This window comes from Luteibacter anthropi, assembly GCF_023699965.1.
GTDB classification, from domain to species: domain Bacteria; phylum Pseudomonadota; class Gammaproteobacteria; order Xanthomonadales; family Rhodanobacteraceae; genus Luteibacter; species Luteibacter anthropi.
In genome coordinates, this window is record NZ_CP077072.1 from 4684431 (window position 1) to 4710772 (window position 26342).

Consider the following 26342-nt stretch of genomic DNA (forward strand, 5'->3'; position numbering starts at 1 on the left):
CTAGTACATGTGTCGTTCGATACCGAGGTATTCGAAGATCTTGCTCGAGATTTCCTCGATGGAAGTATGCGTGGTGTTCAATACAGGGATGTTTTCCCGACGCATCAGCCGATCCGCCTGCTCCAGCTCCCAGCGGCATTGCTTCAGCGTGGCATAGCGACTGCCGGGGCGCCGCTGCTCACGGATCTGCGCCAGGCGCTCCGGGTCGATGGTGAGGCCGAACAGGCGGCTCCGGTACGGGCGCAGGCGGGCCGGCAGTTCGAACTTGTCGAGGTCGTCGTCCGTGAGCGGGTAGTTGGCGGCGCACACACCGTAATGCAAGGCCATGTACAGGCAGGTGGGCGTCTTGCCCGAGCGCGACACGCCCACCAGCACCACATCGGACTGGTTGTAATCGACGTCCAGGCCATCGTCGTGGGCCAGCGCGTAGTTGGTGGCCTCGATACGGGCCTCGTAGCGCTCGAAGTCCACCATGCCGTGGGAGCGGTTCACCGCGCCCGACTGCTTGGCGCCCAGCTCGTTCTCCAGCGGCTCGATGAAGGGGGCGAACACATCCAGCATCAGCGCCCCGCTGCCGGCCACGATGTCGCACAGGGCACGCGAGGTCATGGTGTTGACCACGATAGGCCGCTGGCCATCCTGGGCGTACTTGGTCTTGATGCGCAGGGACGCCGCCTCGGCCTTGGCCGGGTTGTCGATGAAGGGCAGTCGATGGGTATCGAACTGCACCCCGTCGAACTGGGCCAGCATGCTGTTGCCAATGGTTTCGGCCGTGATGCCGGTAGAGTCTGAAATGAAGAATACGGTACGCCGCATCTGGGGTTTTCCTCGGGGCAGTTCCATGACTCCCACCTTAAGACCAATACGCCAACATAACCATCCACCCCCCAAAATGCCGGGAAGTTTGTGCATTGCCGCTTGTGCAAAGGGCAATACCACTACGACAATGCGCCGATTTTTCCAGCGCGGCCTGCCGCCCAACCGATGTGAGGATTTTCCTTTGAGCGACCTGGTACTTTGGCTCGACGCGCTACGCATGACCGATCTTGGCAAGGTAGGCGGCAAGAATGCCTCCCTTGGCGAGATGATCGGCAACCTCGCGAAACTGGGCGTCTCCGTTCCGGGTGGCTTCGCCACCACGGCCGATGCCTTCCAGACCTACCTCGAAAAGAGCGGCCTCGCCAAGCGTATCGCCGAGCGACTGGCCACGCTGGACGTGGACAACGTGGACGAACTGACCCGCGGCGGCAAGGAAATCCGCAGCTGGATCGTCGACACCGCCCTGCCCTCCGATCTCGAGCAGGCCATCCGTGACGCCTACATCAAGCTCTGCAAGGATGCCGGCGCCACCGATATCGCCGTTGCCGTGCGCTCCTCCGCCACCGCCGAAGACCTGCCGGACGCCTCGTTCGCCGGTCAGCAGGAAACCTTCCTCAACGTCGTCGGCATCGACGACGTGCTGCACAAGGTGAAGGAAGTCTTCGCCTCGCTCTATAACGACCGTGCTATCGCCTACCGTGTCCATCAGGGCTTCAAGCACGAGGACGTCTTCCTGTCCGCCGGCGTGCAGCTCATGGTGCGCTCCGACGTCGGTGCCTCGGGCGTGCTGTTCACGCTGGACACCGAGTCCGGTTTCCGTGATGTCGTCTTCGTCACCGGCTCCTACGGCCTGGGCGAAATGGTGGTCCAGGGTGCCGTGAACCCCGACGAATTCTACGTGTTCAAGCCCACGCTGAAGCAAGGCAAGCCCGCCGTCCTGCGCCGCAGCCTCGGCGCCAAGCAGCAGCGCATGGTCTATTCCGACCAGCCGGGCGAGCGCGTGCGCATCGAGGAAACGCCGGTCGCCGACCGCCACCGCTTCTGCATCAACGATGCCGACGTCGAGGAGCTGTCCCGCCAGGCGCTCATCATCGAAAAGCACTACGGCCGCCCCATGGACGTGGAGTGGGCGAAGGATGGCAACACCGGCAAGCTCTACATCGTGCAGGCTCGCCCGGAAACGGTGAAGTCGCGCGCCACGGCCACCACGCTCGAACGTTTCCAGCTCAACGAGCGCGGCAAGGTACTTACCGAGGGCCGTGCCATCGGCCAGAAGATCGGTGCCGGCAAGGCACGGGTCATCCGCTCGCTGTCCGACATGAACAAGGTGCAGCCCGGCGACGTCCTCGTGGCCGACATGACCGATCCCGACTGGGAGCCGGTGATGAAACGCGCTGCCGCCATCGTCACCAACCGCGGTGGCCGCACCTGCCACGCGGCGATCATCGCCCGTGAGCTGGGCGTGCCGGCCGTGGTCGGCTGCGGCAACGCACTGGAGAGCATCCCCGACGGTACCGAAGTCACCGTGTCCTGCGCCGAGGGCGACACCGGCACGATCTACGAAGGCACCCTGAAGTTCGACCGCATCACCGCCGACCTCGGTGCGATGCCGGAAGCCCCGCTCAAGATCATGATGAACGTGGCCAACCCCGAGCGCGCCTTCGATTTCGGCATGCTGCCGAACGCAGGCATCGGCCTGGCCCGCCTGGAAATGATCATCGCCAGCCACATCGGCGTGCATCCGAAGGCCCTGCTTGAATACGGCAAGCAGGATGCCGAGACCAAGGCCCGCATCGACGCGCGCATTGCGGGCTATAAAGACCCGGTGTCGTTCTACGTCGATCGCCTGGCCGAAGGCATCTCCACCATCGCCGCCTCGGTGTATCCGAAGCCGGTGATCGTGCGCCTGTCCGACTTCAAGTCCAATGAATACGCCGGCCTGCTTGGCGGTTCGCGCTACGAGCCGCACGAAGAAAACCCGATGATCGGCTACCGCGGTGCCAGCCGTTACGTCTCGGCCGATTTCGCCGAGTCGTTCGCACTGGAGTGCAAGGCGGTGAAGTACGTGCGCGAGACCATGGGTCTGGAAAACGTATGGGTGATGATCCCGTTCGTGCGCACGCTGGACGAAGGTCGCAAGGTGATCGAGGTGCTGCGCAAGAACGGCCTCGTGCAGGGTGAGAACGACCTGAAGGTCATCATGATGTGTGAAGTGCCGTCGAACGCCCTGCTGGCCGACGAGTTCCTCGACATCTTCGATGGCTTCTCGATCGGCTCCAACGACCTCACCCAGCTCACCCTGGGTCTGGACCGCGATTCGAGCATCGTCGCCAACCTGTTCGACGAACGCGACCCGGCCGTGAAGAAGCTGCTCGCCCTTGCGATCAAGACGGCACGCGAGAAGGGCAAGTACGTGGGCATCTGCGGCCAGGGTCCGTCGGATCACCCGGACCTTGCCGAGTGGCTGATGGAACAGGGCATAGAGTCGGTGTCGCTGAACCCGGACACCGTGGTCGATACCTGGCTCAGGCTGGCGAAGAAGAAGGCCGGCTGAGCAAAAGGTGGCTGCGACACACACGCAGCCACCTGCCTTGTAGGAGCGCGCCTTGCGCGCGACAGGTTCTTGCGTAAATGTTGTTTTTCGCGAAAACCGGTCGCGCGCAAGGCGCGCTCCTACAGGTGTACGCAGACGCCTGCGGTGCGGTAGCGTTCTACGATCGATGTATCCGTATCCGCCGCTACCACCAGGTGCGTGATCGCTCCGATGGGCGCCGTGTGATGCGTGGCCGAGGCCACCAGCTTGTCCGGCGTGGCAATCGCCACCGTTTCACCGCTGGCCTCGATGATCGCCTGCTTGAACACGGTTTCCTCTTCGTGGATCGTCCATAGCCCGCTCACGGGATCGACGGCACAAACCCCCGGAAAACACAGGTCCGCGCGGATATCCTGTGCCTGACGCACGGTGCGCGAGCCGATCGCTCCGCCGATGAACGGGTCCAGCTTGCCGCCCAGCAGGATCACCTCAAAACCGGGCCGGCCCAGCACCGCAGACGCTACGTCCGGTGCGTTGGTTACCACCGTCAGCGCGCGATTGTCCGGCAGGGCCTTCGCCAGCGCGGTATTGGTGGAACCCGCGTCAATGAACAGGATCTGCTTCTCACCTACCAGCGATGCCGCCGTGCGGGCGAGAAGCCGCTTCAGTTCGGCGCGCTCGTGATGCCGTTCGCCGATCGGCGGCACGTGGTGGACCAGCAGGGCGCCGCCATAGACACGACGGCACAGGCCACGCGCCGCAAGATCGCGCAGATCACGACGAATGGAGTCTTCCGACACCCGGAACTCCTGGGCCAGATCCGCCGCCACGACTTTGCCGTCGCGATGCAGGCGATCGAGGATCAGGTCCTGCCGCTCCCGCGGCAGGGTGGCTTCGAACAGGCTCATGCCGGCAGGAATCCCAGGGCGATCAGTTCGCTGCGCAGCTGTGCGGGCGAGTGGAAATGGATGCCATGGATGCCCAGCGCTTCGGCCGCTTCTACGTTGTGCTTGTTGTCGTCGATGAAGATCGCCCGTTTCGGATCGATGTCGTAGCGCTCGAGCAAGGTCTCGTAGAGTTTCGGATCGGGCTTGATCATGCCCTCCTCGCCTGACACCACGATGCCGTCGAACCAGTCGAAGAACGCATAGCGTTCACGGGCAAAGGGAAAGGTCTCGTGCGACCAGTTGGTGAGGCCGTAGAGCGGGTGCCCTGCCTTCTTGAGGTCGTGCAGGATGGTGACGCTGTCGTCGATGGGGCCTTTCAGGGTTTCCGGCCAGCGCTCGTGGTAAGCCGCAATCAACCCGGCATGCTGGGGATGCTCCTTCGTCAGCAGCGCGACAGCCTCCGACCACGGCCGGCCCTTGTCCTGCTGGAGGTTCCATTCGTTGGTGGTGACCTCGGTCAGGAAGCGCTCCATGCCCTCCTCGTCGTCACCGAAAAGCTTGCGGTAGAGATGCCGCGGATTCCAGTCGACGAGTACGCCGCCGAAATCGAAGATGACTACATTGCGCTTGGAATGCATGAAAGAAACTCCGGATCAGCGGCGCGCAATCGACGCGCAGAGAGACACAATGATCAACAGGCCGGCCACGCCGCACAAGGCCGCAGGCAGGCTGCTGAGATGGGCGATGAAGCCGATGGCCGCAGGACCGGCGAGCATGCCGGCATAACCCAGTGAGGTAACCGTGGCAATGGCGATGGCCGGGGTCGTTCCCTTCTGGCGACCGGCGGCGCTGAAAAGCACCGGCACGATGTTCGACGCGCCGATACCGACCAGAACGAACCCGACCAGCGCTGCGCCACCCCACGGCACCAGCGTGGCGAGCAGGAAGCCCGCCGCTGCAATGGCACTGCCTGCGCGCACGATGGTGACCGGGCCAAGTGCCGCCGTGATGCGATCCCCCAGCAGGCGACCGAGCGCCATCGCCACCGAGAACGCTGCGTAACCGAGGCCTGCCGTCGAGGCATCGAAGCCGCGCGAGAAACGCAGGAAAACCGCACTCCAGTCGAGCATCGAACCTTCGGCCAGGAAGGTCACCAGGCACAGGAACCCCAGCAGGAATACGGCACCCCCAGGCATGCGGAACCCGGCATGGCGAGCCTGCGCATCGTCTTCGTGGCGCACCAGGAAATGCTTCCACTGGGTCAGCACGATCACCAGCAACAACAGCGATACCGCGATGGCACTGCCCGTCAGCGGAGCACCGGCCTTCAGCAGTGCCGCCATGCCGGCGGCACCGGCCAGACCACCAACGCTGAACAGGCCATGGAAGCCCGACATCATCGGCCGGCCTTCGACTTTTTCCACGTCCACGGCGTGGGCATTCATCGCCACGTCGACCAGGCCCAGCGATGCGCCGAAGAACAGCAGGGCCGCACCCAGCCACCAGACATTCGTCGCCAGCGTGAGCAAGGGCAGCGCGACGCAGAGCAGCAGGCCGGATACGCCGATCACGTCGCGATTGCCGAAGCGATGGGTAAGGAATCCAGCCAGTGGCATGGCAGCGGCAGCGCCGCAGCCCATGCAGAGCAACACCAGGCCGAGGACGCCGTCGTCGAGGCCAAGACGGGCCTTCGCATAGGGAACCATGGGCGCCCAACTGGCCATGCCGATGCCAGAGAGAAGGAAGATAAGTCGGGTAGCGCGTACAGGATTCATGGGGAGAAAGGCGCGGCGCAAGGAGGAATGAGCATCAATGTACGAAAACATGCATAAACGTGCAACCAGTAATGCACGATCACGTGGAACAATGGCCTATTGCATCCGGTCACCGCGATGTGTACAAATGTACGCATGCCGACACCGAACCTCAGCGAGCGCCAGCAACGCACCCTTGCGTTCCTGCGTGAATACACCCAGGCGCATGGCCTGCCGCCTACCCTGCGGGAAATTGCCGATGCCCTGGGCCTGCCCAGTCACAGCTCGGCGCAGGCCTGCGTGGAATCGCTAGTCCGCAAGGGACTGCTCGAACGTTCGCCCCATCATCGTGGACTGCGCCTTGCCGGTCATGTGACCCGGCGCGCACCATCCGGCTACGAGCTGCCCCTGATCGGCCGGGTGGCCGCAGGCTCTCCGATCCTCGCGGAAGAAAACATCGAATCGCAGATGGAGATCGACCCGGCCCTGTTCCGTCCCCGCGCCGATTACCTGCTGCGCGTGGTAGGCCTGAGCATGCGCGACGTAGGCATCCTCGACGGCGATCTCCTTGCTGTCCACCGTACGAATACCGCCAGCAACGGACAGATCGTCGTGGCACGTCTCGATGACGAAGTCACCGTCAAGCGGTTCCGGCAAGAACGCGATCGCGTTCTCCTGCTTCCCGAAAATCCCGACTTCGATCCGATCGAAGTCAACCCTCGCCGCCACGCCTTCGCCATCGAAGGGCGCTACGTCGGCATCCTGCGCAGGACCTGATCCCATGAATGCCTTCGCCTCTTCGTCGTCCGCCCGTTCGTTCAATCCCGCCAACCTGTGGCATCCCCTGCTCGAGCGCCCGGGTCGCGTGCGTACGCTGTCCACGGGTGTGCCGTCGCTGGACGAAAAGCTTCCCGGTCATGGCTGGCCGCTGGGTGCCCTCAGTGAGATTCTTTTCGAGCATTCCGGTTTCGGAGAACTTGATCTGGTGCTTCCGGCCCTCGCGGCACTTACCCAGGAACACCGCCGGGTCATCTTCGTTGCGCCGCCCAACGTGGACTACGGCCGCGCACTGGATGCTGCAGGCGTGGATCGCCGCTTTCTGCACGAGATGCATAGCGGCAGTTCCGAAGCGGCGTGGGCGATGGAGCAATGCCTGCGTTCCGGCTGCTGCGGCGCCGTGGTGGGCTGGTTGCCTGATGCCGACTACCGCAGCCTGCGTCGTATCCAGCAGGCGGCCGAAAGCAGCGATGCCTGCGCCATCGTGTTCCGCCCCGCCATTCACGTGCCCTACAACAGTCCGGCCTCACTCCGGATCAAGGTCAGCAACAGCGACGAAGCCACCTATGTGGACGTACTGAAGTCGCGCAACCTGCTGTCCACCACCGCTCCGCTGCTGGGCATGCGGGCGTGAGGGACGCCCGGCATGACGGTGTCCTTCATCCACCGTCATGTCGGGTACCTCGTTGCTCCATGCCAGCCCTGTTTCAGGCCTGTCTCCGGGAGACCGTCGCGATGTTCTCCGCCATCGCCCGGCCGCCCGCACCCGGAGACAGGCCTGGTTCTACTCCAGGGATAAAGCCCGGCTAAACGTAACTTTCCGCCGATGTTTTCGTGCAAGGACGCGCACTTTCCGCATGCCACGATGCCCGCGTCCCCACCTCACGCGGAGCCATGCGATGACCAAGTATTTCGCTTCCTGCCTGACCGCCTGCCTTGCGGTACTGGCCGCCGGAAGTGCCCAGGCCCGCCCACATGACGATGCGCTGCAAAGTCCATGGGATCACCCTGTGGAAGCTCATGGGGCCGGTCACGACGAAAGCTGTGGGGAAGCTCCCCGCCTCCCCGCCCGCCTCACGCTCAACGACTACTACAGCGACGCGTCGCACTCTGTGATCGATCCGGCTCGCAAACATGCCTACGACGAACAGATGCAGCCACTGATGAAGGCGCTGCACAACGTCGAACGCATGGCCGACGACTATCGCCATACCGGTGATCGGGCCACCGCAGAATGCGTGGCCCGCTGGCTCGAAGGATTCGCGTCGGACAAGGCCTTCAGCCAGGTCAGCAGCAATCAGGACACCTACGTACAAGGCTGGATGCTCGGCGCGTATGCCATCGCATGGCTCAAGGTCCGCCCCGGTCTTGGGTCATCTTCAGGCGCGTCGGAGCATGTACAGAACTGGCTTGGTGCCCTTGCTGACGCCAACATGTCCTATTACGACGGCCGCACACGCGGAAGCGTTACGGACAGTCGTAATAATCATCGCTACTGGGCCGGCCTCGCTGTCATGGCTACCGGCATTGCCACCAACGACCCGCGTCGTTACCGCTGGGGTGTCGACAGTTACCGGATCGGTGTCAGCCAGATCACGGCCGAAGGCACCTTACCCCTGGAGATGAGTCGCAAATCGCTCGCCCTGCACTACCACCTTTTCGCCGCGGAGCCCCTGGTGATCATGGCTGAGCTGGGTGAAGCAAACGGCGGCCATCTCTACGACGAGAAAGGCCATGCACTGGACCGGCTGGTCAAGCGAGCCAGCGACGGCGTGCTGAATCCTGCTTATTTCGCCGAGGCCACCGGGGCCACGCAGAAGGAAGCGGATTACGACCCCAACCTCCTGGCCTGGGTGCTTACCTACGATCAACGCTTCCCGGACGGCACACTCAAGACCATCGTGTCGCGACTTCCTTCGACGTCAGCCATCTACCTGGGAGGCCAGCCTCCCGCCGCCAACGCCCCCTGATCCTGAGGGCGCCGCCGCATGGCGGGGTGCCACGCCTCTCCCGGATGCCCCCCTCTCAGCAGGACTCGAAGACCGAGGAAGGCAGCGCCGGCCTGCCCGCTCTTTCAAGGGCCATGCGCAGGCCCTCTTCCCGCTCATAGCCAGGGCGCACCAGGGTGTCGAGGAAATCGCGCGTCATCCGGAATCGCAAGGCCTCCCGGCGCTCATAGGCCGCACGGTGCGTGGTCCTGACCACCTTCGGCCGAAGCATGAAGTCGGCGGCCCGTGCAACGAAAAGGCCATTGTCGCAACGCTCCGCCCCTGCTTCCGTCCAGATGACGTCGTAGGACACCTTGAGCTTGCCCGTGCCGCGGAACGGGTGCATGGCGTCGCTCGTGCCGAGGATGCTGGCGAGCCCGTATTGCCGGGCCAGGACGCCCGCCATGGACAGCAGGAGATGGCGCGGACGCAGGCCGTGGCAACGCTTCTGTGCCCAGCGCAGGGTATCCAGAGCCTGCGCATCGTCACTACGTGGCCCCTGGACGCATCCAACCCACAGGGCGCCACGCGAAGGCGCGAAGGCCGTGGTCAACGAATAAAGCCTGACGCCATCGATGGACAGCACCATGTCCAGCTCACCTTCGCACGTCCGCCGCACCGGAGGCTGCCAGGCGAGTTCCAGGACGCCGCCATCGTCGAGCGCGACGCTCGCAACGACGACCCGGCCATGTCCGTACATGGTCATCAGCAGGCTGGTCGGCAACCGGGACGCGACAAAACGGAAATGGTCATGGACCCGCTCCAGGCGCTCGCCGCGTGAAAACCGCCGGCTCAGGTAACGGTGCTGCCAACGCTCCAGCAGGCGCCTGTCGTACCGCAGCGCCTCGCGAACCACCGGCTCATCGGCCACCAGCGCCAGCCAGCGCAGGTGCGGCCGCAGATGGGGGAGGCAGGACAGTGCATAGCTGAACGCATACGCCAGCGGATGGCGATGCGTGGATACCGAGGTCCAGTCGTCCCTGTTACGGAAGCTCTGGAGGAACAGCAAGAAAGCACGCATCGGGCCGGATGACTCGCAAGAATTTTCGTAATCTTACGACGTTGCACCAACCGAAAATTGAAATCGCCGCCTCGGAATTTTTCCGGGCGTGGCCCCGGGCCACCCTCAGTGATGGTGGCCGAATGCAGCCACGCCCCACATGAAAGCCAGCCCCAGGCTGATGCCACACGCCGGCACCCAGCGCGACGCCCTCCGGGCACGTTGCCAGACGCCAGGGAGGATATCGGCCAGGGCCACATACAGGACCGTACCGCAGGCGATCGCCATCGCGGCACCCGTCGCGTGGTCGTCCAGCCGCGCCCACTGCATCGTCAGGGCACCGGCCGGAACCGCCGCCGCCATACCGACCGACCACCGGAACGCATCACGAGGGCTATAGCCCCCCGCGACCAGGACACTTGCACTGCCGATCTCGCGGGGAACCTCATGCAGGGCGACGGCGAGCAGCGTGGCAAGGCCTACGGCCTCCCCGGCGATGAAGCCAGCCGCCAGTACGATCCCATCGACGAAATGGTGGAGAAAGTCCCCCACGAGGTTCATGCGGGCGAAGGTGGCCGGAGCGCCTGCCGGCAGGGCATCTTCGACAGCCGGGCGGAGAAACCCCTCGATGGCCACCATGGCGAGCACCCCCAGGCTGGTAAGGCCCATGATGGCCTGCTCGGACAGGCCGGTGCCCAGCGCATGGGGCAACACGTGCAACAGCGCGTCGCCCAGCAGCAATCCCACGGCGAGGGATTGCAGCCAGGGCAACGCCTTCGTCAGCGCACCGCCGGGTAGCCACACGACGAGCCTTGAGGCGAACGACGTGGCTCCGAGCATCAGCGAAGCCATCAGTAGAGCAATCGGGGAGGTCATTATTCGAAAGCCTGGCGCAGGCGCTCTTCGTCGTCGTTGCGATAGGGTCCCAGCGCGGCACCATCCACCGCATAGGCGGATGCCGCCATCGCGTTGGAGGTCTGCTGGGTATGCAGGACGCCCCGGAGCACCAGGGGATCATAGAGACTGGGCGTGTCGATGCCCTTGGACAGGCGGACGTGCACCAGCATGTTGGGCGGTGGCGGCGGCACGTGAATGCAGGCGCCATAGAAAGGAACGAAGAAGAATTCGGTCATCCGCCCTTCGGCGTCCGACTCCAGCGGAACGACATACCCGGTCAGGCGCACCTTCCGGCCATCGAGCGCGGCCACGGTATGCAGGGTGCCTACCTGCTTCATGCGTTGCGTGCCGACATGCACCACCGGAGGCGCATCCTCAAGCAGCTTGATGTCTTCGGGCGGCATCATGTGGGTCCAGTCCAGGTCCGCGTAGCCGTTTTCGTCGGCCAGGCCGAGCAGGTCGGCACCGGCACCGGCGCCCTTCACCACGCCACGCGATACGGCATAGGCATTGGCGGCGGCCATCCCTTCGGCGCCTGCTGCCGCCAGGCGTGCACGGCCGGCATCCGCTTCGGCCTGTGCCTTCGCGAGCGCGGAGGTGCCCGTCGCGGCAGGTCCCTGCCCGTCGGCGCTATCCGGCGATCCGCAAGCGCAGAGCAGCGCCAGCATCGCCAGAAGAACCATAAGGCGCGCACTCACAGGCGCACCTGCAAGCCGTCGACGAGCGACCGGCGATACGCTACCCACCCCGGTATACATCCCGCCAATACGCCCATGAGGAAGATCGCGCCAAGGATCAGTACTTCCTGCGCCGACGGTGCGATGTTGATCGCGAGGCCCGCGCGCAACAGGAGTTCATCGCGGGCCAGCCAGGACACCCCTGACAACAACACGACGCCAATGAGACAACCGGCCAGCGTCAGCAAGGCGCTTTCCATCACCAGCAATCCGAACACCGTTTTCACCGACGCGCCCACGGCGCGCAGCACAGCCATCTCCCGGCGCCGCTCGTCGAGCATGCCCAGCAACGCGGTGAGCATGCCGCACATGCCGACCAGCAACACCATCGCACTCACGATGCGCAGCGCACCTTCGGCCGTGCCAACGATCTGCCAGAGTTCGCCAAGCGCCACGCCAGGCAACACCGCCAGCAAGGGTTCTTCGTCGTATTCGTTGAGCGCCCGCTGCACCGCGAAGACCGACAGGCGCGAACGCAGCCCGACCAGGCAGGCAGTGATCGCATGCGGCGTGAGGTCCATGTGCCGTGCCTGCTCCGCGCTGGTCTGCATGCCCGGCAGGCGCATGCCGGAGCGCCAGTCCACGTGGATGGCCTCGATCGCGGCAAGACTCACGGCAATGGTGGCGTCCACCGGCGTACCGGTGGGCGCGAGGATGCCCTTGATACGGAACGGCTTGTCGGCATGCAGCGACGCGCTGGTCGCAGCGACGCCGTGGGCGAGCACGATGCGATCGCCCACGCGGTAACCCAGGCGTCGTGCCACTTCGGCACCGATCACGGCATCGTAGAGATCGTCGAAACGCGCGCCTTGCACGAATTGGAGTGCATGGCCACCGCCGTAACGATAGCGGTCGAAGAAGTCGGTCGTCGTACCGGTCACGCGGAAGCCCCGGTGCGAATCGCCAAGCGACAGCGGCACCGTCCAAGCCACTTCGGGCATCGCACGAATGTCCTCGTACGTTTTCCAGGTGATGTTATTGGTGGCCTCGCCCACATGAAATACGGCGTACAGCAGCAGGTTCACCGGCCCCGAACGGGCGCCCACCAACAGGTCGGTACCCGAGACCGTGCTGGCGAATCCTTCGCGCGCGTCGGTTCGCACGCGTTCGACGCCAAGCACAAGAAAGACACTGAGCGCGATGGTGAGCACGGTAAGCGCCACGCCAGCCCGTCGCTGACGCAGGCTTTTCAGGGTCAACCGGAAAAGATTCATCAGGCCACCATCCGGTCCGCCGACGATCCCAGCGTCACCGCGCGATCAAAATGCCGCGCCAGCGCCATGTCGTGACTTACGAAAAGCACGCCCGTGCCATGTCGTGCGCATTCTCCGAGCAGGAGATGAAGAAAGGCATCGCGACTGCGCCCATCCAGCGCAGACGTAGGCTCATCCGCCAGAAGAAGGGCCGGACCACCGATCAGCGCCCGCGCCGCCGCCACTCGCTGCTGCTGGCCGACACTGAGTGCGCTGGTGCGGGTCCGCTGGATGGCGTCGCCGTCCAGCTCGAGTGCCTGGAGCAACCGCACGGCCTCCATGCGCAACGAGGAAGGCAGGCCGCCCGCACGCTGCCGGCGTTCCCGCGACCAGGCGCAGCCCATCAGCACGTTCTCGACAGGATCAAGAAACGGCAGCAGGTTGAATTGCTGAAAGACATAGCCGATGTGATCCGCACGAAAGCGATCGCGTTCGGACGCACGAAGCAACGAGAGCTGCTGCCCCAGTACGCTGACCTGCCCCGTCGATGGCTGCAACACGCCGGAAAGCAGGCCGAGCAAGGTGCTTTTGCCACTGCCACTGGGGCCACAGAGGAAAAGGCGCTCTCCTTTCGCGAGGGTGAAATCATCGAGCGTCAATGCAAGGGTGGATCCGGGCCATGCATAGCCCACGCCCTGGCACGCGATCAGGGGTGCAGGCGCATCGTTCATGGGGCGATATCGACCCGTACGACACCGTGCTCCAGTACCTGCTCGGCACTGCCCTGCGCGGATATCACATCGGTAACGATACGCTGCACGGAAGGAAATGCCTCGACCAGACGCAGATCCACGGCCGCGAGCTTCACCGCGTTCGCACAGTCGAAATCGTAAGTCGCCTGCATATCCGCATGGACACCCGTGGCTTCGCCTTCCAGCCCGGGTGCCGAGACATCGGCCTTGCGCAGCCGGCAGCTGGCCTCACGCGAAGGCTCGATCCAGCGCCCCGCCTTCAGTACCGCCATCGCATGATCAAACGCCTTGCGCTCGGCCGCGCTGGCTGGTGGATGCTCGAAACCCACGGCATCGTGGCCCGGCAAATGCAGGCCCACCTGGAGGTGGCTCTGGTCGACGGCAATGTCTACCGTCGCCTGCCCGTGTACATGGGCGCCCAGGTGCCGGACCGCTGCGGTGGATGCGCCGCTGGCCAACACCAGGGCGACAAGGACGAACGAGGGGTTGCGTCGTGACATGGATGACCTCCAGCTATTGTTACAATATAACAATGCTGTCGCAGCAACAACCCGTAAGTTCATGAGCTTTCGCGAGCATGTGTCAGCGATTTCGACCGCTGTCCGCACGCCTGTGGGCGACATATGCGGTGATCGCCATGGCCAGCACCATGACGGCTGGCAGCACTGCCAGCCATTCCATGCAACACCAGAGCAGGGGGCGTGCTTGACCGGGTATCGCCAGCGCCAACGTGGCATGCCCCCATAGGACGCCAACCAAGCCGATACGCCATCCCCTGCATGGGAAAGGCGCCTTCCACGTCAATCGCATGCGCGGCACCTGCAAAAACCGGTCGGATCACTATTGTTATAGTATAACAATAGTGATCCGACCTCAACCGGAAGACGCCTTTACAGCAATCATCCGGACTGTCGGCAATCGTCAGGTAAGGGCTCGATGATCACGCGGACATGCGGCGGAAAGGCCCTCCGCATCACGAACATGACGTCAGGGCGACGCCTCGCTTTCGTCACCGCCCACAGCGGCAACGACGGCCTGATGCATGGCGCGGCTGACATCTTCGATCATGAGCGCAGCAGCAAGCAGCCGGCCTCGCGGAACCTCGGATTCGCGCCAGCCGGAAAGCGCCTCGACAAGACGTGCGGCGATACCCTGCAGATCATCCAGCCCCATGTCGCGGGCATGCAGGCAGACCAGGTGACCGCGAAAGGCGGCCTCCTCGAAATCGGCGTCGCGGAACGCATCGACAAGGCCACGCGTGTCGTCGTGCAGCCGCTCAAGTTGTCGATGCGAAACGTCCACCGGTGTCGTCATGAATACCTGTCCCTTTCCTTGTGTCGGATATCGGTGCAGCTTGCCGGGCTTTGCCTGCCGAATATGCCGACCGGCGCACATTTGGCATATTTGATCGCACGCAGGTGTAGAGGGCATGTGAAACCCCGTGCCCCGTCCAAACGGGCAACACCACCCTGCCCGCCCGGTTCTGTCCTCAGGGACTCTGACGATCGTTTTCCGCGGATATCTGCTGCAGATCGAGATCCCGCTCGATGTAGTGAAGCAATTCGTCGTGGATGCGACCCGAACGATGCAACCGCAGCAATTCCGCGCGCCCCGCCGCGATGGCGGCAAGTACGACGTCGTAATGGGATTCCCGGCCACCGGTGTAGTTCTGTGGTGCTGCTGCATAGCGCTCTGCAATCCCCGCGCGATACGCATACTGCTCCAGCAGGCGCGGATGAATGAGGTTTCCGCCTTCGTCGTAGGCCCGCGCTTTCACTGCCTCCAGCTGCGCCGCATCGATCAGCACGGATGCCTGCGCCTCGTTGAGATGATGAGAATCCTCCTGCACGGAACGGTCCAGGCCCAGCAGGCGGATCAGGGGTGCCATCGTGCCGCCCTGCACCACTACCGTGACAAGGATCACGGCAAAGGCAGCCGCCAGCGTCAGGTCGCGACCAGGCATGGCCTCGGGAAGCGACAGTGCGATAGCCAGCGTGACTACGCCGCGCATGCCCGCCCAGCTGAGCAGGAATGAAGCGCGCGGCGATGGAGGCAATGGCTTGCGGCCCACCAGCCGACCCAGTGGCACGCGCAGGTAATCGGTGGCGTAGACCCAGAGGAACCGGGACAGGATCACCGCCGCCAGCACGGCAAGAATAGGCACGCCCAGTTCATGCAAGGTGGCATCCAGGCCGCCCAGTCGCTCCACGACGCCGCGCAGGGAGAAGCCGATCAGGATGAACACCAGGGCTTCCAGCAGGAAGATCATCACACCCCAGAAGGCGGTGCCGCGGATACGCTCGTTGGCCGAGAACACATCGTGCTGGTACCAGCCGAAGATGATGCCGGTGGTCACCGTCGACATCACCCCCGATACATGGAGGCTTTCTCCGCCGATGTAGGCAGCCCACGGTGACAGGCAGGACGCGGTGATGGCGAGGAACATGTGATCGATGCGACGAAGCACGCGCACCAGCACGAAGCCGACCACGGCACCGACAGCAATACCGCCCAGGGCCAGGCCCGCGAAACTCAGCACCGCCCCCTGGAAACTGAAAGCTCCCGTCAGCGCAGCCACCACCGCAAAGCGGAACAGCACCAGGCCCGTGGCATCGTTGAGCAGGCTCTCGCCTTCCAGTAGCACCATGAGCCGGCGTGGCAGGCGCACCTTGCCCAGCACGGCCTTGGCGGCCACGGCATCCGGTGGCGACACCACGGCGCCCAATGCAAAGCATGCCGCCCATGGCAACGACGGCAGCACCCAGTGCACCACCGCGCCGACGACGAAGGTGGTGAAGATCACCGCGCCCACGGCCAGCCAGAGGATGCCGCCCAGGTAGCGGCGGAAATCCGACCACACGGTATAGAACGCGCCATCCTGGAGCAGCGGTGGCAGGAACACGATAAGCACCAGCTCCGGATCGAAACTCACCGCCGGTACGCCGGGCAGAAACGCAATACCGATTCCGCCGGCCAGCAAAGCGGCCGCCGTGGGCAGGCGCAGGCGCCGGGCAATCAGCTCCAGTGCGAGGATCGCAACGAGCAGGATAAGAATGAACTTGAAGGTTTCGGTCGAAGACATGGCCGCCCAGGGATGCAATCAGCGCAGCCCAAGCATAGGCGAACATCCATGGCGTATGGTCTATCCCCGTGGCATCGGTGCCCGCCGGGGCACCCTGTCGATCGACCGGACCCTAGTAGGCCACCATGCGTTGCGAGCGGGCCAGCCACGCCATGTCCACCGGAATGGCCCCCGTAAGACTCCATCCTTCGGCATCCACCACCCGGCTTTCCGGCAACACCCCTTCCAGAGTGGCGGATACGCCGTAGGCGCCCGGCTTCTGGCGCATCTGCGGGAACCACAATCGATCGCGGTCGACCACGATGAGCAGGCCTTCGTGGTCGCCCATGGGTGCAAAACCATCGGTGATCTCACCGAAGGGCCGCATACCCATGCGCAAGACCAGCGAGCGCACCAGCGACGGCACGTCCGAGGTGGGCAATCCCAGTTCGCTCACGCAGGCAATCTCGTGCCCATGGAAGGCACCTTCCGCAACGCCGTCAAACGCCAGCGGTTGCCGTGCGATCAGTTCCAGCACGGAGCCATGGGGGCCGGCGAAGTACACCGAGTCCGATTGCCAGACACCGTCGAGATGGAACCGCTCCTCGCCCATGGGATCACCCAGCACCATGGCCCGCTCTTGCACCCATGCACATGCGGCCGCGAAACGGTTGCGTGGAATATTGAATGCCAGGTGGACGCTACCGGTATCGCTGTGGGCCGGAACCACATCGATGCGCGTCCAACCTGCCTGGATGGTGTGTCCGAGTGTCCTCAACTGCATCACGTCACGATAGAACGCGAGACAGGCATCGACATCGACGGAGGGGAGCGTGATCCGTGTGATACGCATGGGGGAGGCTCCGTGAATCCTTGGGGGGAGCTTCATTGAACAACCTCAACCAAAGTTGAGGTCAAGCCCCTTGCCCTGCCAGAAGTCACGATTTACCCGCCATGGCGGCTTTGCCAGACTCGATGGTCCGTTCAGCCCAGGGGTTTCTTCCATGCGCGTCCCTTCCCGCAGCCTCCGCACCACCCTGTCGGTGGCGGCAGGCGCCTTCTGCCTTGCCGCCATCTCGGCACCCGTTGCCGCCCAGGCCGTACTCACGCCCGAACAGAAAGCGCTCGTCGCCAAACGCAACGACCTGGAAAAACAACTCGAGGACGTTGCCGTCATCGACCGCAAGGTGATGGTGAAGATGCGCGACGGCAAACGCATGGCCGCCGACGTCTACCGACCCAAGGGAACCAGTGGCAAGGTGCCCACGATCTTCGTGCGCACACCCTACAACTTCAATTTCTGGGATGTGAAGAATGGCGCGCCGAGAGACATGAGCCGCGAGCTGGCTGCCGTCAAACGCGGCTACGCCTACGTCACCATGAACGAGCGCGGTCATTATTTCTCCGAGGGCAATTACGACATCCTTGGCGCCCCGCTATCCGATGGCGTGGATGCCGTGCGCTGGCTCACCTCGCAGCCCTGGTCGAATGGCAAGGTGGGCACCACCGGTTGTTCGTCCACTGCCGAATGGCAGATGGCCGTCGTCGCCGAGGGCGAACCCGGTCTTGCGACGTTCAACGTACAGGGCTTCGGCGCCGGCGTCGGTCGCGTGGGGCCCTATTACGAGCAGGGCAACTGGTATCGCGGCGGCGCGGTGCAGATGCTTTTCATCGACTGGCTCTACGAAGAACAGAACCAGGTGCGCCCGATGTTCCCGGCCAATACGACACAGGCGGATCTCATTCGCACGTCGAAGGCGTTCGATCTCGACCCGCAGATGCCACCCGCCGACTGGGACAAGGCATTCTGGCATCTGCCCGAAAAGGACATCATGAAGTCCATTGACGGGCCGAAGGGCATCTTTGCCGATGCCATGGACAACCCCACCGGCGGCAACATGATTGCGCGCACGCCCAACAGCCCCGCCTGGTACAAGGGAGGCCTGTGGCACGACAACATGAAGATCGACAAGCCGGGCCTGTGGTTCATGAGCTGGTTCGACGTATCCGTCTCACCCAATCTCGCCGCGTATAACCAGGTGCGCGCGACGGCGTCGAAGGCCATTGCCGACCAGCAATACGCCGTGATCGCCCCGGTGCTGCATTGCGCCTATACCCGGGCCACCGAACACACCATGATCGGCGACCTCGATGTCGGCGACGCACGCTTCGATTACGACGGCCTTGTCTACGGTTGGTTCGACAAATACCTGAAGGGCGTCGACAGCCCCGCCGTCGATAAGCAGCCCAAGGTGATGTACTACGTCATGGGCGAAAACAAATGGCACGATTCGCCGACCTGGCCGCCAGCCGGTTCGCAGACGCGCACGCTCTACTTCACCAGTGCCGGCAAGGCCAACACGCTCTATGGCGATGGACACCTGGCAGACAGCCCTCAAGCCACCGACCAGCCGGATCGTTTCATCTACGACCCCATGAACCCCGTCACGACGCTGGGCGGCGGTGGCTGCTGCCAGGGTACGGCCGTGAAGTTCGGTTCCTACGACCAGAACCCCCAGCTCACCCGTAACGACATCCTCGTATACGACTCCGAGCCCTTCAAGGAAGGCACGGAAGTAAGCGGCCCCATCACGGTGACCCTGTATGTCTCGTCGGATGCCAAGGACACCGACTTCACTTTCAAGGTGATGGACGTGTATCCCGACGGCAGGGCCTACAACCTCACCGAGAACATCCAGCGCATGCGTTATCGCGATGGCTATGACAAGCCTCCGGTGTGGATGAAGGACGGGGAGGTCTACAAAGTCACTTTCCAGCCGATCGATACCAGCAACTACTTCTTCCCCGGGCACAAGCTCCGCGTGGCGGTCTCCAGCAGCAACTTCCCCCGCTTCGACCGCAACCTGAATACCGGCGGCAACAACTACGACGAAGACAAGGGCGTGATCGCGCATAATGCACTGCACCATGATGTGGCACATCCTTCCGACATCACCTACACCATCGTGCCCCGCAAGCAACCCTGACAAGGGAAGCGAAAGTCTGTAGGCGCATACCTACGTGCCTCTACGGCATGCGCCTACAGACTTTACGGAACAAGGTACCTACCGTCCTCTTCGCAGGAATCACCTGCGATCCAGTAAGGGGAAGGTTGGATGAAATTGATGCTCAAGGGTTTCATGATCGCTATCGTGGCCTCCGCATGTTTCGCTGGTGCGGCCGAAGCACGTCCACCCAATTCACAGTCGGTGAAGTATTTCGATGAAGGCGGCAACGTTGTCGGCCAGCAGTATCTGCTGTGCGATGGACGCGCAAGGCACGGTGGCAACATCCATACGGCGTACACGATCACCGAAGTGGTGGTGTGCAGCAATCCGAATGAAGACCCGGGCTGGATCGTTCCGGGCAACATCGTTACCGCCTACACGTTGCCGTCCAACGTGACCATCCAGAGTGCCTGCCTCACGGCCAGCTGCGAAGGCCGTGGCGTTCCCGAAGTGCAGAACCTCGGTCGCTGGCCTTACTCGGTCGGCTGGCAGTAAGTGTCACGGGGCTGGAGGCGCGGGGGCGCCTTCAGCCCATCCTGCTCACAGGGGCTTGCACTGCGCATCGACGCGCCCTGCCTCCGTGGCAACGCATTGTCCGAAGTCTGCCGGCAGGCCATCGGCACGGTGGCGACCCGCCACGGCGAGCGTGAAATCGGCGACCATCTCGCCCTTGTCGAATACCACATAGTGGCATTTGCCCGTGCGGCTCGCACGGCACTGGAATTCCGCGCGTCCGCGCTCCACCTGGGTCACGCTATCCAGGGTGACGACGCCGTTCTCCTTCGACGACACCACGATGCTGCGGTTCTGGGCGTCGGTGCAACCGACGAGATTCATGAAACTGTAGATGATGGCGAGCAAGGTGCGCATGGGAATCTCCTTCGTCACATGGCGCGGAAGATGGACATGAAGGGCTGGCTGACACTGAGGGTCTCCGGGCGTCCGCGCAGGCGCAGGCATCCCTTTCCCGTGTCGTCCCGTTCTACCGAAGCGACCTGCCGCAGGTTCACGATCGTGGAGCGATGCACCTGCCTGAAGATGCGCGGGTCCAACTGCCTCAACAGGTCGCGAATCGGCCGGCTCAGCAATGCGTCCCCGTCGGCCGTTGCCACCAGCGTGTACTTGTTGTCGGCCCGGAAATACAGCACGTCTTCCACGAGGATCAGGCGCGTCGCCCGCCCCGTACTGGCGGTAATCCAGGTCAGGGGTTCATCGGGCTGCTCGTCGTAGCGCTCAAGCATGTCCCGCGCGACCCTGGCCCCGCGTTGCGCATGATGCGCCGCGTCCGCCAGGCGGCTGCGCAACCGGGTCACCGTCTGCGCCAGACGATCCGCCGTGACAGGCTTCAGCAGGTAATCGATGGCGCCCCGTTCGAAAGCGTCCACGGCGTACTGGTCGTAAGCGGTGATGAAGACGACCAGCGTGTGCGGACTGACATCGGCGGCGGCAGCGGCGACCTCCATGCCCGTGAGCCCCGGCATGCGGATATCAAGGAAAGCGACGTCAGGCTGGTGCGTGGCGATGGCATCGAGGGCCGAACCGCCATCTTCCGTCACTTCGGCGATGTCCAGGTCGGGCCACGCGAGAGCGAGTTCGCGTTGAAGCGCGGCACTCAGCAGCTTTTCGTCCTCGGCGATGATGCAATTAGCCATGGGGACCTCCGCCATGGATCGGCAGGACAATGGTGGCGGCAACGCCACTGGGGAAGTTGTTGCCGATGGTGAAAGCGGCGGCACTGCCATAGGTCAGGCGCAGCCTTTCCCTCAGGTTCTTCAGGCCGATGCCGGTACCTGCACCGTCGCTGCGAAACCCCACGCCATCGTCGGCGACGGTGAGCGACAACACGGCCATGTCGGCACCCGCACGGATCCAGATACCTCCACCGCCCGGCTTCGGTTCGAGGCCATGTTTAATGGCGTTTTCCACCAGGGTCTGCAACATCATCGACGGCATCGGCATGCCCATGACCTGCTCGGGCACATCGACGTGTACGGCAAGCCGCTCCCCCATGCGAAGGCGCATGATCTCCAGCCAGGAGGTGGAACGTTCAAGCTCCTGCCCCACCGTGGAAAGCGAGCCGTCGGTGCGGGGCAGTGAACGACGCAGGTAATCGATGAGATGCCCGAGCATGCGATCCGCCCTGGCAGGATCGGTCCGCACCAGTTCCTGGGCGCTGGCCAGCGTGTTGTAGAGAAAGTGTGGCTCGACCTGGGCCTGAAGCAAACCCAGCTGGGCTGCCGTCAGTTCCTTCTCCATGGCGGTCTGGCGCGCATCGGAACGCTCGCGGTTGCGACGCTCGCTCATGCGTTGCGTCGTGGCCCTTACCAGGGTTTCCACATATTCCAGCGACGTACCCATGTCGGGATTGAACCAGTCGGTCCATGCGCCGCTGTCGGGCTCGCATACGAACATCACGCTGGAGGACCCGTCCGACGGGGTGATGGTGGCGAACACCTTTGTATTGCGATCAAACGTTGCACGCGGTGCGCGAATGCGCCGTGGCGCAGGTTCGGTCGCCTGGGGCAGCCGGATAATCGCCTGTACCTGAAGACCGCTGCGCGACGCGCGCAGGTCGTGCACATTCGGCAACTCACGCATCACGGCATCGACGATCTCGAACGCCTCGTCGGCGGCGAAAGGCACCTCGACGCGACGACGCTGCCGGTTGGAGACGGTTTCCGCGTCGATACGTCCTGCGATGACACGCACACGGTAGAGATGGGTCACGCCGCGCGCCAGCGCGATCAGCAGTCCGATAAACCAGGCCAGCGTGAAAATCCACGGCAGTTCGCCGCGATTCCAACCCAATGCGCCCCAGGCGACCAGCAGGATGCACCAGGCGGCGAACCACGCCACCACGATACGTCCCAGGAACTTGATACTTGCCATGTCACCCCTCCCTTCAATGCGGGGCGAGCATACGATGCGCCGCCTTCGTTAAGGGGCCGAATCCGACGAAACAGGGCCTGGCCCGACGAAAGATGCCCACGGCAAGCCCGGACAGCCTTGCGCGGCGCAGCATGACCTGACCTGCGTCATAGTCCATGCTCGGTGGAACGACTCTCGCGGTGGGGACCGCACCAGTCACGACAAAGGGGTTATTGCATGGCCTTGCTGCTCGTCGTTTTTGCTGTCGTCGTTCTTGCCATTTATCTCGGCATCCAGCTTCTTCCGAAACATCATCCGGCCAACTGGCTATTGGGCATCGTCGGTGGTGCCTGCCTGGTGCTGGCCTGGTATGCCATCTTCCGACCCATGCTGCTGGCTTCCGGCGGCGGCGATCCGTCCCTTCTGGCCCTGGGCCTGACGTCGGCCGGCATCGTCTCGTGCGTGCTGGGCGTGGTGTGCCTGGGTGTCTGCGTATGGCGCGACCCGGCCCGCTTCTGGATGCTGTCGGTGGTGTTCATCGGCGTGATCGGCGCAACGCAGCTCACCGCCCTGTCCTGACGAAATCATGTAGGAGCCGACCTTGTCGGCGACCCGCGGTAGCGGCCAGACAGCCGCCATGCCGGTCGCCGACAAGGTCGGCTCCTGCATGATCAGGCTACGACGCGTATGACTTCATCGCCGATCGTCACCACCTGGCCCGCTCGCACCTTGCAGGTCTTGCGCAATTCCTGCACGCCATCGACCTCGACGAGGCCTTCGGCGACAAGATGCTTGCCTTCACCGCCGCTGCCGGCAATACCGGTGAGCTTGAGCAGGATATGGAGTTCGACGTAGTCGCCCTCTAACTGGAATTCGTACAACGACGTGGCCTGACGCGTGATGGGGGCGCCATTAGAACCCACATGGGCCCGTTCGTGAACAGGCCCATGTGCCCACCGTTCACTGGCGTGGTACGACCCGATCGAGGAAACGGTGGATTTCACCGCCGATCTCGTTCGCGTGAGTCTCCAGCGCAAAGTGCCCCGTGTCGTAGAAGCGCACCTCGGCCCTGGGCAGGTCACGCTTGAACGCCTCGGCCCCTGGCGGCAGGAAGAACGGATCGTTCTTGCCCCACGCGGCAAGCAGCGGCGGCTGGTATTTGCGGAAATACGCCTGGAATTCCGGATAGCGTTTCACATTGTTCGCGTAATCCAGGAACAGATCCAGCTGGATGTCGGCGTTGCCCGGGCGCGACACCTGCGAGTAATCCAGTGCCCAGGTCTCAGGCGCCACCCGCGACACATCCGGCACGCCATGCGTGTACTGCCAGCGGATGGCGTCTTCGGTGAGGAATTCGCGCAACGCCTGCCGGTTCGCATCGGTCGGCTCCTTCCAGTACTTCTGGATGGGATTCCAACCGTCGCTGAGGCCTTCCACGTAGGCATTGCCGTTCTGCGACACGATGGCCGTGATCCGCTCCGGATGAGCCACCGCCAGTCGCCAGCCCACCGGGGCGCCGTAATCGAACACTTCGATGGCATAGCGCTTCAGGCCCAACTGCTCGGTGAAGGCATCGATCGTGTGTGCCAGCCGGTCGAACGTATAGCTGTAGTGGGCCCGGTCCGGCGCTTCCGTGAGGCCAAAGCCCGGCAGGTCAGGAGCGATCACGTGATAACGGTCGGCCAGGATCGGAATCAGGTTGCGGTACATGAACGACGAGGTGGGAAACCCGTGCAGCAGCAGCACGGTCGGAGCGGTGGGGTCGCCCGCTTCCCGGTAGAACACCTTCACTCCGTCGGCTTCGACGTAGTGATAGCTCACCGGGGGCGGGTTCGCTCCGGCATGGGCGCCAACGGCGGTGGCGGACAGCAGCGTGCCCACGAGCAGATGTTTGAACGACATGAGGATTCCCTCTTGAGGATGGCGGATGGGCGTCGCCGTAACCGATGAAGCGACAAAACAATGGTTACATCTCATCATGTAACTGGTCAACTAAATTTTAATCGGTTACATTTGCACCCATGAACACCGTAGATATCCCTGCCCCGCTTTTCCTGGGAGATGACCTGGCCCTGGATTTCATCAACAGCGCCTACGGAGTCGGCGAGGCCTATCGCGACCATTTCGACAGCAGCCAGGGCGTCATCCGCTGGCTCGAAGCCGCAGGCCTGCCGGTCAGGACACTCGCCCCCGAAGCGGGCGCGGCGCTCCAGCGCACGGCACTCGACCTGCGCACTTGCGCGCTGTCACTGGTGGAAAAACGCAAACGCGATGAACGCGGGAACCCCGAAACGCTCAATCGCGTGTTGTCCCTCGGGCAGGCCTGGCATGAGCTGGTCTGGGAGCGCGATGAAGCGCCCTCGCTGGTATTACGCCAGGGGGCGCACTCGCCCGAAGCCTTGTTGCTGCCGGTGGCCGAAGCGCTGGGCGCCCTGCTCGCCAACGCGGATTTTCATCTGGTGCGCCAGTGCGAGGGCGATGCCTGCACCCTCTGGTTCCACGATCGCACCAAGGCCCATCACCGACGCTGGTGCAGCCAGGCCACCTGCGGCAATCGCATGAAGGTGGCTGCCTACAGGGCGCGGAAGCGCGGCTGAATCACACCGCGATACGGCCGCCGATCTTCAGCAGCAGGAAATCGTCCGCCGTCATGCCCGCATCCGCGAGTGCATCGCCCAGCAGACGCGGTGGCTCGTCGAGCTGATCGTCGGCCAGTTCGAACACGCCCCAGTGGATGGCGATGGATCGCCTGCACCCCACCTCGCGATGCAACTGCACGGCCTGCGCCGGATCGACATGCTGGCCCTGCATGAACCAGCGTGGCGCATACGCGCCGATGGGGATCGCCGCAAGATCGATGGCGCCCAGGCGCCGCCCGATCTCGGCCAGCTTGTCGGAGTAACCGGTATCGCCGGCGAACCAGAAACGGAAATCACCCTGGGTCATCACCCAGCCACCCCAGAGGGAACGGTTGCGATCCCAAAGAGTGCGTGCGCTCCAGTGACGGGCTGGCACGAAGGTGAACGTGCTGCCACGAACCTCGGTGGACGCCCACCAGTCAAGCTCGCGCACGTTACCGATGCGCTCCTTGTCGAACCAGCGCTTCAGGCCCAGAGGCACCAGGAACACGGCCTCGGGGAAGCGCCGCGCCAGCGCATGCACGCTGGCCCGGTCCAGATGGTCGTAATGGTTGTGGGAAATGACCACGACATCGATCCGCGGCAACCCGGCGATGCCCACCGGAGTCGGGGTGCGCCGGGCGGGGCCCGCAAACGAGAGGGGGGCCGCACGCTGCCCGAGCACGGGATCGGTCAGCACGTTGAGGCCGCCGCGCCTGACCAGGACCGTCGCATGCCCCAGCCACCATGCGGCATCGTCCACACCGCTGAATTCGGCCGGCTGGAACCAGCGCCGCGTGAATGCGTCGTAGCCCTCGGCGGGCGGCTTCGGCACCCCCTGTTCCTTCCGTTCCCGGCGCCAGCGCTTCAGGCCACCGGGCTCACGGGTCTCCGGTTCGAGGTTGCGGAAACCTTCCGGTGTGTGGTGCGCCAGGGCGGCGTCGTAAAACGGGTTGATCCAGGGCATGCGATACCTGACGCGGGGCAAGGGGTCGCTTGATGACGTGCGGCCCGTTGCCCGCGCTTCAAGTCGTCAGTCGACCTCGACCCGACGCACCTGGGCCTGCCAGTCTTCCAGGTTGTAGTAGTTGCTGACGCGGGTGATGCGGCCGTTCGTCACGTCGAAGAACGCCCCTCCCGGAAGCACGTAGGCCTGTCCCTGCGCCAGCGGCAGGCCCTCGTCGGTGGCCTTGTAGACCCCGTGCACCACGTACTCGGCCGCCGCGCGATCACCGGCTTCATTGACCATGACCACGATGTTCTTCAGCTTTTCGCTGTAGCTCACGCTCATGCGGTCGAGAAAGGCGGCGAACCGGGCGCGCCCGGTTTCCCGGCCACCCTGGTTGACGTCGTGATGGACGTTCTCGTCGAGCAGGTCGAGCATGCCGGCCCAGTCGGCACGATTGAAGGCATCGTAGTAACGGCGGATCAGGTCGATCGTTTCGTTCAT

28 protein-coding genes are annotated in these 26342 nt (G+C 63.8%); 8 read left to right on the forward strand and 20 right to left on the reverse strand.

The features are described 5' to 3' along the window. Positions 1 to 816, reverse strand: coding sequence for a posphoenolpyruvate synthetase regulatory kinase/phosphorylase PpsR (gene ppsR, locus KR767_RS19960; protein WP_166948744.1), 816 nt, complete (start codon positions 814 to 816; stop codon positions 1 to 3). A gap of 184 nt (positions 817 to 1000) precedes the next feature. On the opposite strand from ppsR, the gene ppsA reads away from it, so the two are divergent. Then, positions 1001 to 3373, forward strand: a complete 2373-nt coding sequence (gene ppsA / locus KR767_RS19965) for a phosphoenolpyruvate synthase (protein WP_166948742.1) — start codon at positions 1001 to 1003, stop codon at positions 3371 to 3373. Between the two features lie 119 nt (positions 3374 to 3492). Here ppsA and KR767_RS19970 read toward each other — a convergent pair whose 3' ends face one another. The 3 genes from KR767_RS19970 to KR767_RS19980 are packed head-to-tail and all read right to left on the reverse strand — an operon-like array spanning position 3493 to position 6014. Further along, the gene (locus KR767_RS19970; RefSeq protein ID WP_250877544.1) at positions 3493 to 4260 is read right to left on the reverse strand and encodes a DeoR/GlpR family DNA-binding transcription regulator; all 768 of its coding nucleotides are present in this window, start codon (positions 4258 to 4260) and stop codon (positions 3493 to 3495) included. Then, entirely contained in the window at positions 4257 to 4877 is a 621-nt protein-coding gene (locus tag KR767_RS19975) for an HAD family hydrolase (RefSeq protein ID WP_250877545.1), read from the reverse strand. Before KR767_RS19975 ends, KR767_RS19970 begins: the two co-directional genes overlap by 4 nt. Positions 4878 to 4892: 15 nt before the next feature. Then, complete coding sequence (locus KR767_RS19980; RefSeq protein ID WP_250877546.1) at positions 4893 to 6014, reverse strand: MFS transporter; 1122 nt, start codon at positions 6012 to 6014, stop codon at positions 4893 to 4895. Positions 6015 to 6149: 135 nt separating this feature from the next. On the opposite strand from KR767_RS19980, the gene lexA reads away from it, so the two are divergent. The 3 genes from lexA (at position 6150) to KR767_RS19995 (ending at position 8740) form a co-directional block, all read left to right on the forward strand. Continuing rightward, the gene (gene lexA / locus KR767_RS19985; protein ID WP_166948734.1) at positions 6150 to 6770 is read left to right on the forward strand and encodes a transcriptional repressor LexA; all 621 of its coding nucleotides are present in this window, start codon (positions 6150 to 6152) and stop codon (positions 6768 to 6770) included. 4 nt (positions 6771 to 6774) lie between these two features. Next, the gene (gene imuA / locus KR767_RS19990; RefSeq protein ID WP_250877547.1) at positions 6775 to 7404 is read left to right on the forward strand and encodes a translesion DNA synthesis-associated protein ImuA; all 630 of its coding nucleotides are present in this window, start codon (positions 6775 to 6777) and stop codon (positions 7402 to 7404) included. Positions 7405 to 7669: 265 nt separating this feature from the next. Further along, the gene (locus KR767_RS19995; protein ID WP_250877548.1) at positions 7670 to 8740 is read left to right on the forward strand and encodes an alginate lyase family protein; all 1071 of its coding nucleotides are present in this window, start codon (positions 7670 to 7672) and stop codon (positions 8738 to 8740) included. A 55-nt stretch (positions 8741 to 8795) separates the two neighbouring features. Here the strand turns inward: KR767_RS19995 and KR767_RS20000 are convergent, their stop codons facing one another. From KR767_RS20000 to KR767_RS20040, 9 genes are all read right to left on the reverse strand, one after another. Beyond that, positions 8796 to 9779, reverse strand: a complete 984-nt coding sequence (locus KR767_RS20000; protein WP_250877549.1) for a DUF535 family protein — start codon at positions 9777 to 9779, stop codon at positions 8796 to 8798. A gap of 105 nt (positions 9780 to 9884) precedes the next feature. Beyond that, positions 9885 to 10634 carry a ZIP family metal transporter gene (locus tag KR767_RS20005; protein ID WP_166948726.1) on the reverse strand — a complete coding sequence of 250 codons (750 nt, stop codon included), beginning with the start codon at positions 10632 to 10634 and terminating at the stop codon, positions 9885 to 9887. Next, positions 10634 to 11353: a DUF3299 domain-containing protein gene (locus KR767_RS20010; protein ID WP_250877550.1), complete on the reverse strand. Its 720-nt coding sequence runs from the start codon at positions 11351 to 11353 to the stop codon at positions 10634 to 10636. The genes KR767_RS20005 and KR767_RS20010 overlap by 1 nt, the downstream gene beginning before the upstream one ends. After that, complete coding sequence (locus KR767_RS20015; protein ID WP_250877551.1) at positions 11350 to 12606, reverse strand: ABC transporter permease; 1257 nt, start codon at positions 12604 to 12606, stop codon at positions 11350 to 11352. The genes KR767_RS20010 and KR767_RS20015 overlap by 4 nt, the downstream gene beginning before the upstream one ends. Continuing rightward, entirely contained in the window at positions 12606 to 13316 is a 711-nt protein-coding gene (locus tag KR767_RS20020; RefSeq protein ID WP_250877552.1) for an ABC transporter ATP-binding protein, read from the reverse strand. Before KR767_RS20020 ends, KR767_RS20015 begins: the two co-directional genes overlap by 1 nt. Beyond that, positions 13313 to 13837 carry a ZrgA family zinc uptake protein gene (locus KR767_RS20025; protein ID WP_250877553.1) on the reverse strand — a complete coding sequence of 175 codons (525 nt, stop codon included), beginning with the start codon at positions 13835 to 13837 and terminating at the stop codon, positions 13313 to 13315. Before KR767_RS20025 ends, KR767_RS20020 begins: the two co-directional genes overlap by 4 nt. Positions 13838 to 14324: 487 nt before the next feature. Beyond that, entirely contained in the window at positions 14325 to 14651 is a 327-nt protein-coding gene (locus KR767_RS20030) for a hypothetical protein (RefSeq protein WP_166948717.1), read from the reverse strand. 175 nt (positions 14652 to 14826) lie between these two features. Further along, positions 14827 to 16419 (reverse strand): Na+/H+ antiporter, encoded by a 1593-nt coding sequence (locus KR767_RS20035; RefSeq protein WP_166948715.1) that lies wholly within the window; start codon positions 16417 to 16419, stop codon positions 14827 to 14829. Between the two features lie 112 nt (positions 16420 to 16531). Then, positions 16532 to 17251, reverse strand: a complete 720-nt coding sequence (locus tag KR767_RS20040; protein ID WP_250877554.1) for a VOC family protein — start codon at positions 17249 to 17251, stop codon at positions 16532 to 16534. Between the two features lie 151 nt (positions 17252 to 17402). On the opposite strand from KR767_RS20040, the gene KR767_RS20045 reads away from it, so the two are divergent. Both KR767_RS20045 and KR767_RS20050 read left to right on the forward strand, forming a co-directional pair. Next, positions 17403 to 19385 (forward strand): CocE/NonD family hydrolase, encoded by a 1983-nt coding sequence (locus tag KR767_RS20045; RefSeq protein WP_250877555.1) that lies wholly within the window; start codon positions 17403 to 17405, stop codon positions 19383 to 19385. Positions 19386 to 19514: 129 nt separating this feature from the next. After that, a complete protein-coding gene (locus KR767_RS20050; protein ID WP_166948703.1) occupies positions 19515 to 19901 on the forward strand; it encodes a hypothetical protein in 387 nt (128 codons plus the stop codon). 45 nt (positions 19902 to 19946) lie between these two features. Here KR767_RS20050 and KR767_RS20055 read toward each other — a convergent pair whose 3' ends face one another. From KR767_RS20055 to KR767_RS20065, 3 genes are read right to left on the reverse strand one after another with little or no spacing between them, the layout of a single operon-like run. Beyond that, a complete protein-coding gene (locus KR767_RS20055) occupies positions 19947 to 20276 on the reverse strand; it encodes a hypothetical protein (RefSeq protein WP_250877556.1) in 330 nt (109 codons plus the stop codon). Between the two features lie 14 nt (positions 20277 to 20290). Next, positions 20291 to 21058 (reverse strand): LytR/AlgR family response regulator transcription factor, encoded by a 768-nt coding sequence (locus KR767_RS20060; RefSeq protein WP_166948699.1) that lies wholly within the window; start codon positions 21056 to 21058, stop codon positions 20291 to 20293. After that, entirely contained in the window at positions 21051 to 22295 is a 1245-nt protein-coding gene (locus KR767_RS20065) for a sensor histidine kinase (RefSeq protein ID WP_166948697.1), read from the reverse strand. Before KR767_RS20065 ends, KR767_RS20060 begins: the two co-directional genes overlap by 8 nt. Before the next feature lie 216 nt (positions 22296 to 22511). Between KR767_RS20065 and KR767_RS20070 the strand changes: the two genes are divergently transcribed. Continuing rightward, positions 22512 to 22853 carry a hypothetical protein gene (locus tag KR767_RS20070; RefSeq protein ID WP_166948695.1) on the forward strand — a complete coding sequence of 114 codons (342 nt, stop codon included), beginning with the start codon at positions 22512 to 22514 and terminating at the stop codon, positions 22851 to 22853. Positions 22854 to 22945: 92 nt separating this feature from the next. On the opposite strand, the gene KR767_RS20075 is transcribed toward KR767_RS20070, so the two are convergent. Together KR767_RS20075 and KR767_RS20080 are read right to left on the reverse strand one after the other, a co-directional pair. Beyond that, entirely contained in the window at positions 22946 to 23197 is a 252-nt protein-coding gene (locus KR767_RS20075) for an RNA-binding S4 domain-containing protein (protein WP_250877557.1), read from the reverse strand. 37 nt (positions 23198 to 23234) lie between these two features. Continuing rightward, positions 23235 to 24176 carry an alpha/beta fold hydrolase gene (locus tag KR767_RS20080; RefSeq protein ID WP_166948693.1) on the reverse strand — a complete coding sequence of 314 codons (942 nt, stop codon included), beginning with the start codon at positions 24174 to 24176 and terminating at the stop codon, positions 23235 to 23237. A gap of 119 nt (positions 24177 to 24295) precedes the next feature. Between KR767_RS20080 and KR767_RS20085 the strand changes: the two genes are divergently transcribed. Next, the gene (locus KR767_RS20085; RefSeq protein ID WP_250877558.1) at positions 24296 to 24871 is read left to right on the forward strand and encodes a CGNR zinc finger domain-containing protein; all 576 of its coding nucleotides are present in this window, start codon (positions 24296 to 24298) and stop codon (positions 24869 to 24871) included. Between the two features lies 1 nt (position 24872). Here KR767_RS20085 and KR767_RS20090 read toward each other — a convergent pair whose 3' ends face one another. Both KR767_RS20090 and KR767_RS20095 read right to left on the reverse strand, forming a co-directional pair. Continuing rightward, on the reverse strand, positions 24873 to 25859 hold the full coding sequence (locus KR767_RS20090; protein ID WP_250877559.1) for an MBL fold metallo-hydrolase: 987 nt from the start codon (positions 25857 to 25859) through the stop codon (positions 24873 to 24875). 66 nt (positions 25860 to 25925) lie between these two features. Continuing rightward, positions 25926 to 26342 carry a ketosteroid isomerase-related protein gene (locus KR767_RS20095; RefSeq protein WP_166948687.1) on the reverse strand — a complete coding sequence of 139 codons (417 nt, stop codon included), beginning with the start codon at positions 26340 to 26342 and terminating at the stop codon, positions 25926 to 25928.

Coding starts and splice junctions, on each gene's coding strand:
- KR767_RS19980 (WP_250877546.1), bottom strand. CDS start 6,014: ATGAATCCTGTACGCGCTACCCGACTTATCTTCCTTCTCTCTGGCATC.
- KR767_RS19995 (WP_250877548.1), top strand. CDS start 7,670: ATGACCAAGTATTTCGCTTCCTGCCTGACCGCCTGCCTTGCGGTACTG.
- KR767_RS20080 (WP_166948693.1), bottom strand. CDS start 24,176: ATGTCGTTCAAACATCTGCTCGTGGGCACGCTGCTGTCCGCCACCGCC.
- KR767_RS20055 (WP_250877556.1), bottom strand. CDS start 20,276: ATGCGCACCTTGCTCGCCATCATCTACAGTTTCATGAATCTCGTCGGT.
- KR767_RS20045 (WP_250877555.1), top strand. CDS start 17,403: ATGCGCGTCCCTTCCCGCAGCCTCCGCACCACCCTGTCGGTGGCGGCA.
- KR767_RS20035 (WP_166948715.1), bottom strand. CDS start 16,419: ATGTCTTCGACCGAAACCTTCAAGTTCATTCTTATCCTGCTCGTTGCG.
- KR767_RS20040 (WP_250877554.1), bottom strand. CDS start 17,251: ATGCGTATCACACGGATCACGCTCCCCTCCGTCGATGTCGATGCCTGT.
- KR767_RS20030 (WP_166948717.1), bottom strand. CDS start 14,651: ATGACGACACCGGTGGACGTTTCGCATCGACAACTTGAGCGGCTGCAC.
- KR767_RS20095 (WP_166948687.1), bottom strand. CDS start 26,342: ATGAACGAAACGATCGACCTGATCCGCCGTTACTACGATGCCTTCAAT.
- KR767_RS20085 (WP_250877558.1), top strand. CDS start 24,296: ATGAACACCGTAGATATCCCTGCCCCGCTTTTCCTGGGAGATGACCTG.
- KR767_RS20000 (WP_250877549.1), bottom strand. CDS start 9,779: ATGCGTGCTTTCTTGCTGTTCCTCCAGAGCTTCCGTAACAGGGACGAC.
- lexA (WP_166948734.1), top strand. CDS start 6,150: ATGCCGACACCGAACCTCAGCGAGCGCCAGCAACGCACCCTTGCGTTC.
- KR767_RS20065 (WP_166948697.1), bottom strand. CDS start 22,295: ATGGCAAGTATCAAGTTCCTGGGACGTATCGTGGTGGCGTGGTTCGCC.
- KR767_RS20015 (WP_250877551.1), bottom strand. CDS start 12,606: ATGAATCTTTTCCGGTTGACCCTGAAAAGCCTGCGTCAGCGACGGGCT.
- KR767_RS20060 (WP_166948699.1), bottom strand. CDS start 21,058: ATGGCTAATTGCATCATCGCCGAGGACGAAAAGCTGCTGAGTGCCGCG.
- ppsR (WP_166948744.1), bottom strand. CDS start 816: ATGCGGCGTACCGTATTCTTCATTTCAGACTCTACCGGCATCACGGCC.
- KR767_RS20005 (WP_166948726.1), bottom strand. CDS start 10,634: ATGACCTCCCCGATTGCTCTACTGATGGCTTCGCTGATGCTCGGAGCC.
- KR767_RS20090 (WP_250877559.1), bottom strand. CDS start 25,859: ATGCCCTGGATCAACCCGTTTTACGACGCCGCCCTGGCGCACCACACA.
- KR767_RS19970 (WP_250877544.1), bottom strand. CDS start 4,260: ATGAGCCTGTTCGAAGCCACCCTGCCGCGGGAGCGGCAGGACCTGATC.
- KR767_RS20020 (WP_250877552.1), bottom strand. CDS start 13,316: ATGAACGATGCGCCTGCACCCCTGATCGCGTGCCAGGGCGTGGGCTAT.
- imuA (WP_250877547.1), top strand. CDS start 6,775: ATGAATGCCTTCGCCTCTTCGTCGTCCGCCCGTTCGTTCAATCCCGCC.
- KR767_RS20070 (WP_166948695.1), top strand. CDS start 22,512: ATGGCCTTGCTGCTCGTCGTTTTTGCTGTCGTCGTTCTTGCCATTTAT.
- KR767_RS20050 (WP_166948703.1), top strand. CDS start 19,515: ATGAAATTGATGCTCAAGGGTTTCATGATCGCTATCGTGGCCTCCGCA.
- KR767_RS20025 (WP_250877553.1), bottom strand. CDS start 13,837: ATGTCACGACGCAACCCCTCGTTCGTCCTTGTCGCCCTGGTGTTGGCC.
- KR767_RS19975 (WP_250877545.1), bottom strand. CDS start 4,877: ATGCATTCCAAGCGCAATGTAGTCATCTTCGATTTCGGCGGCGTACTC.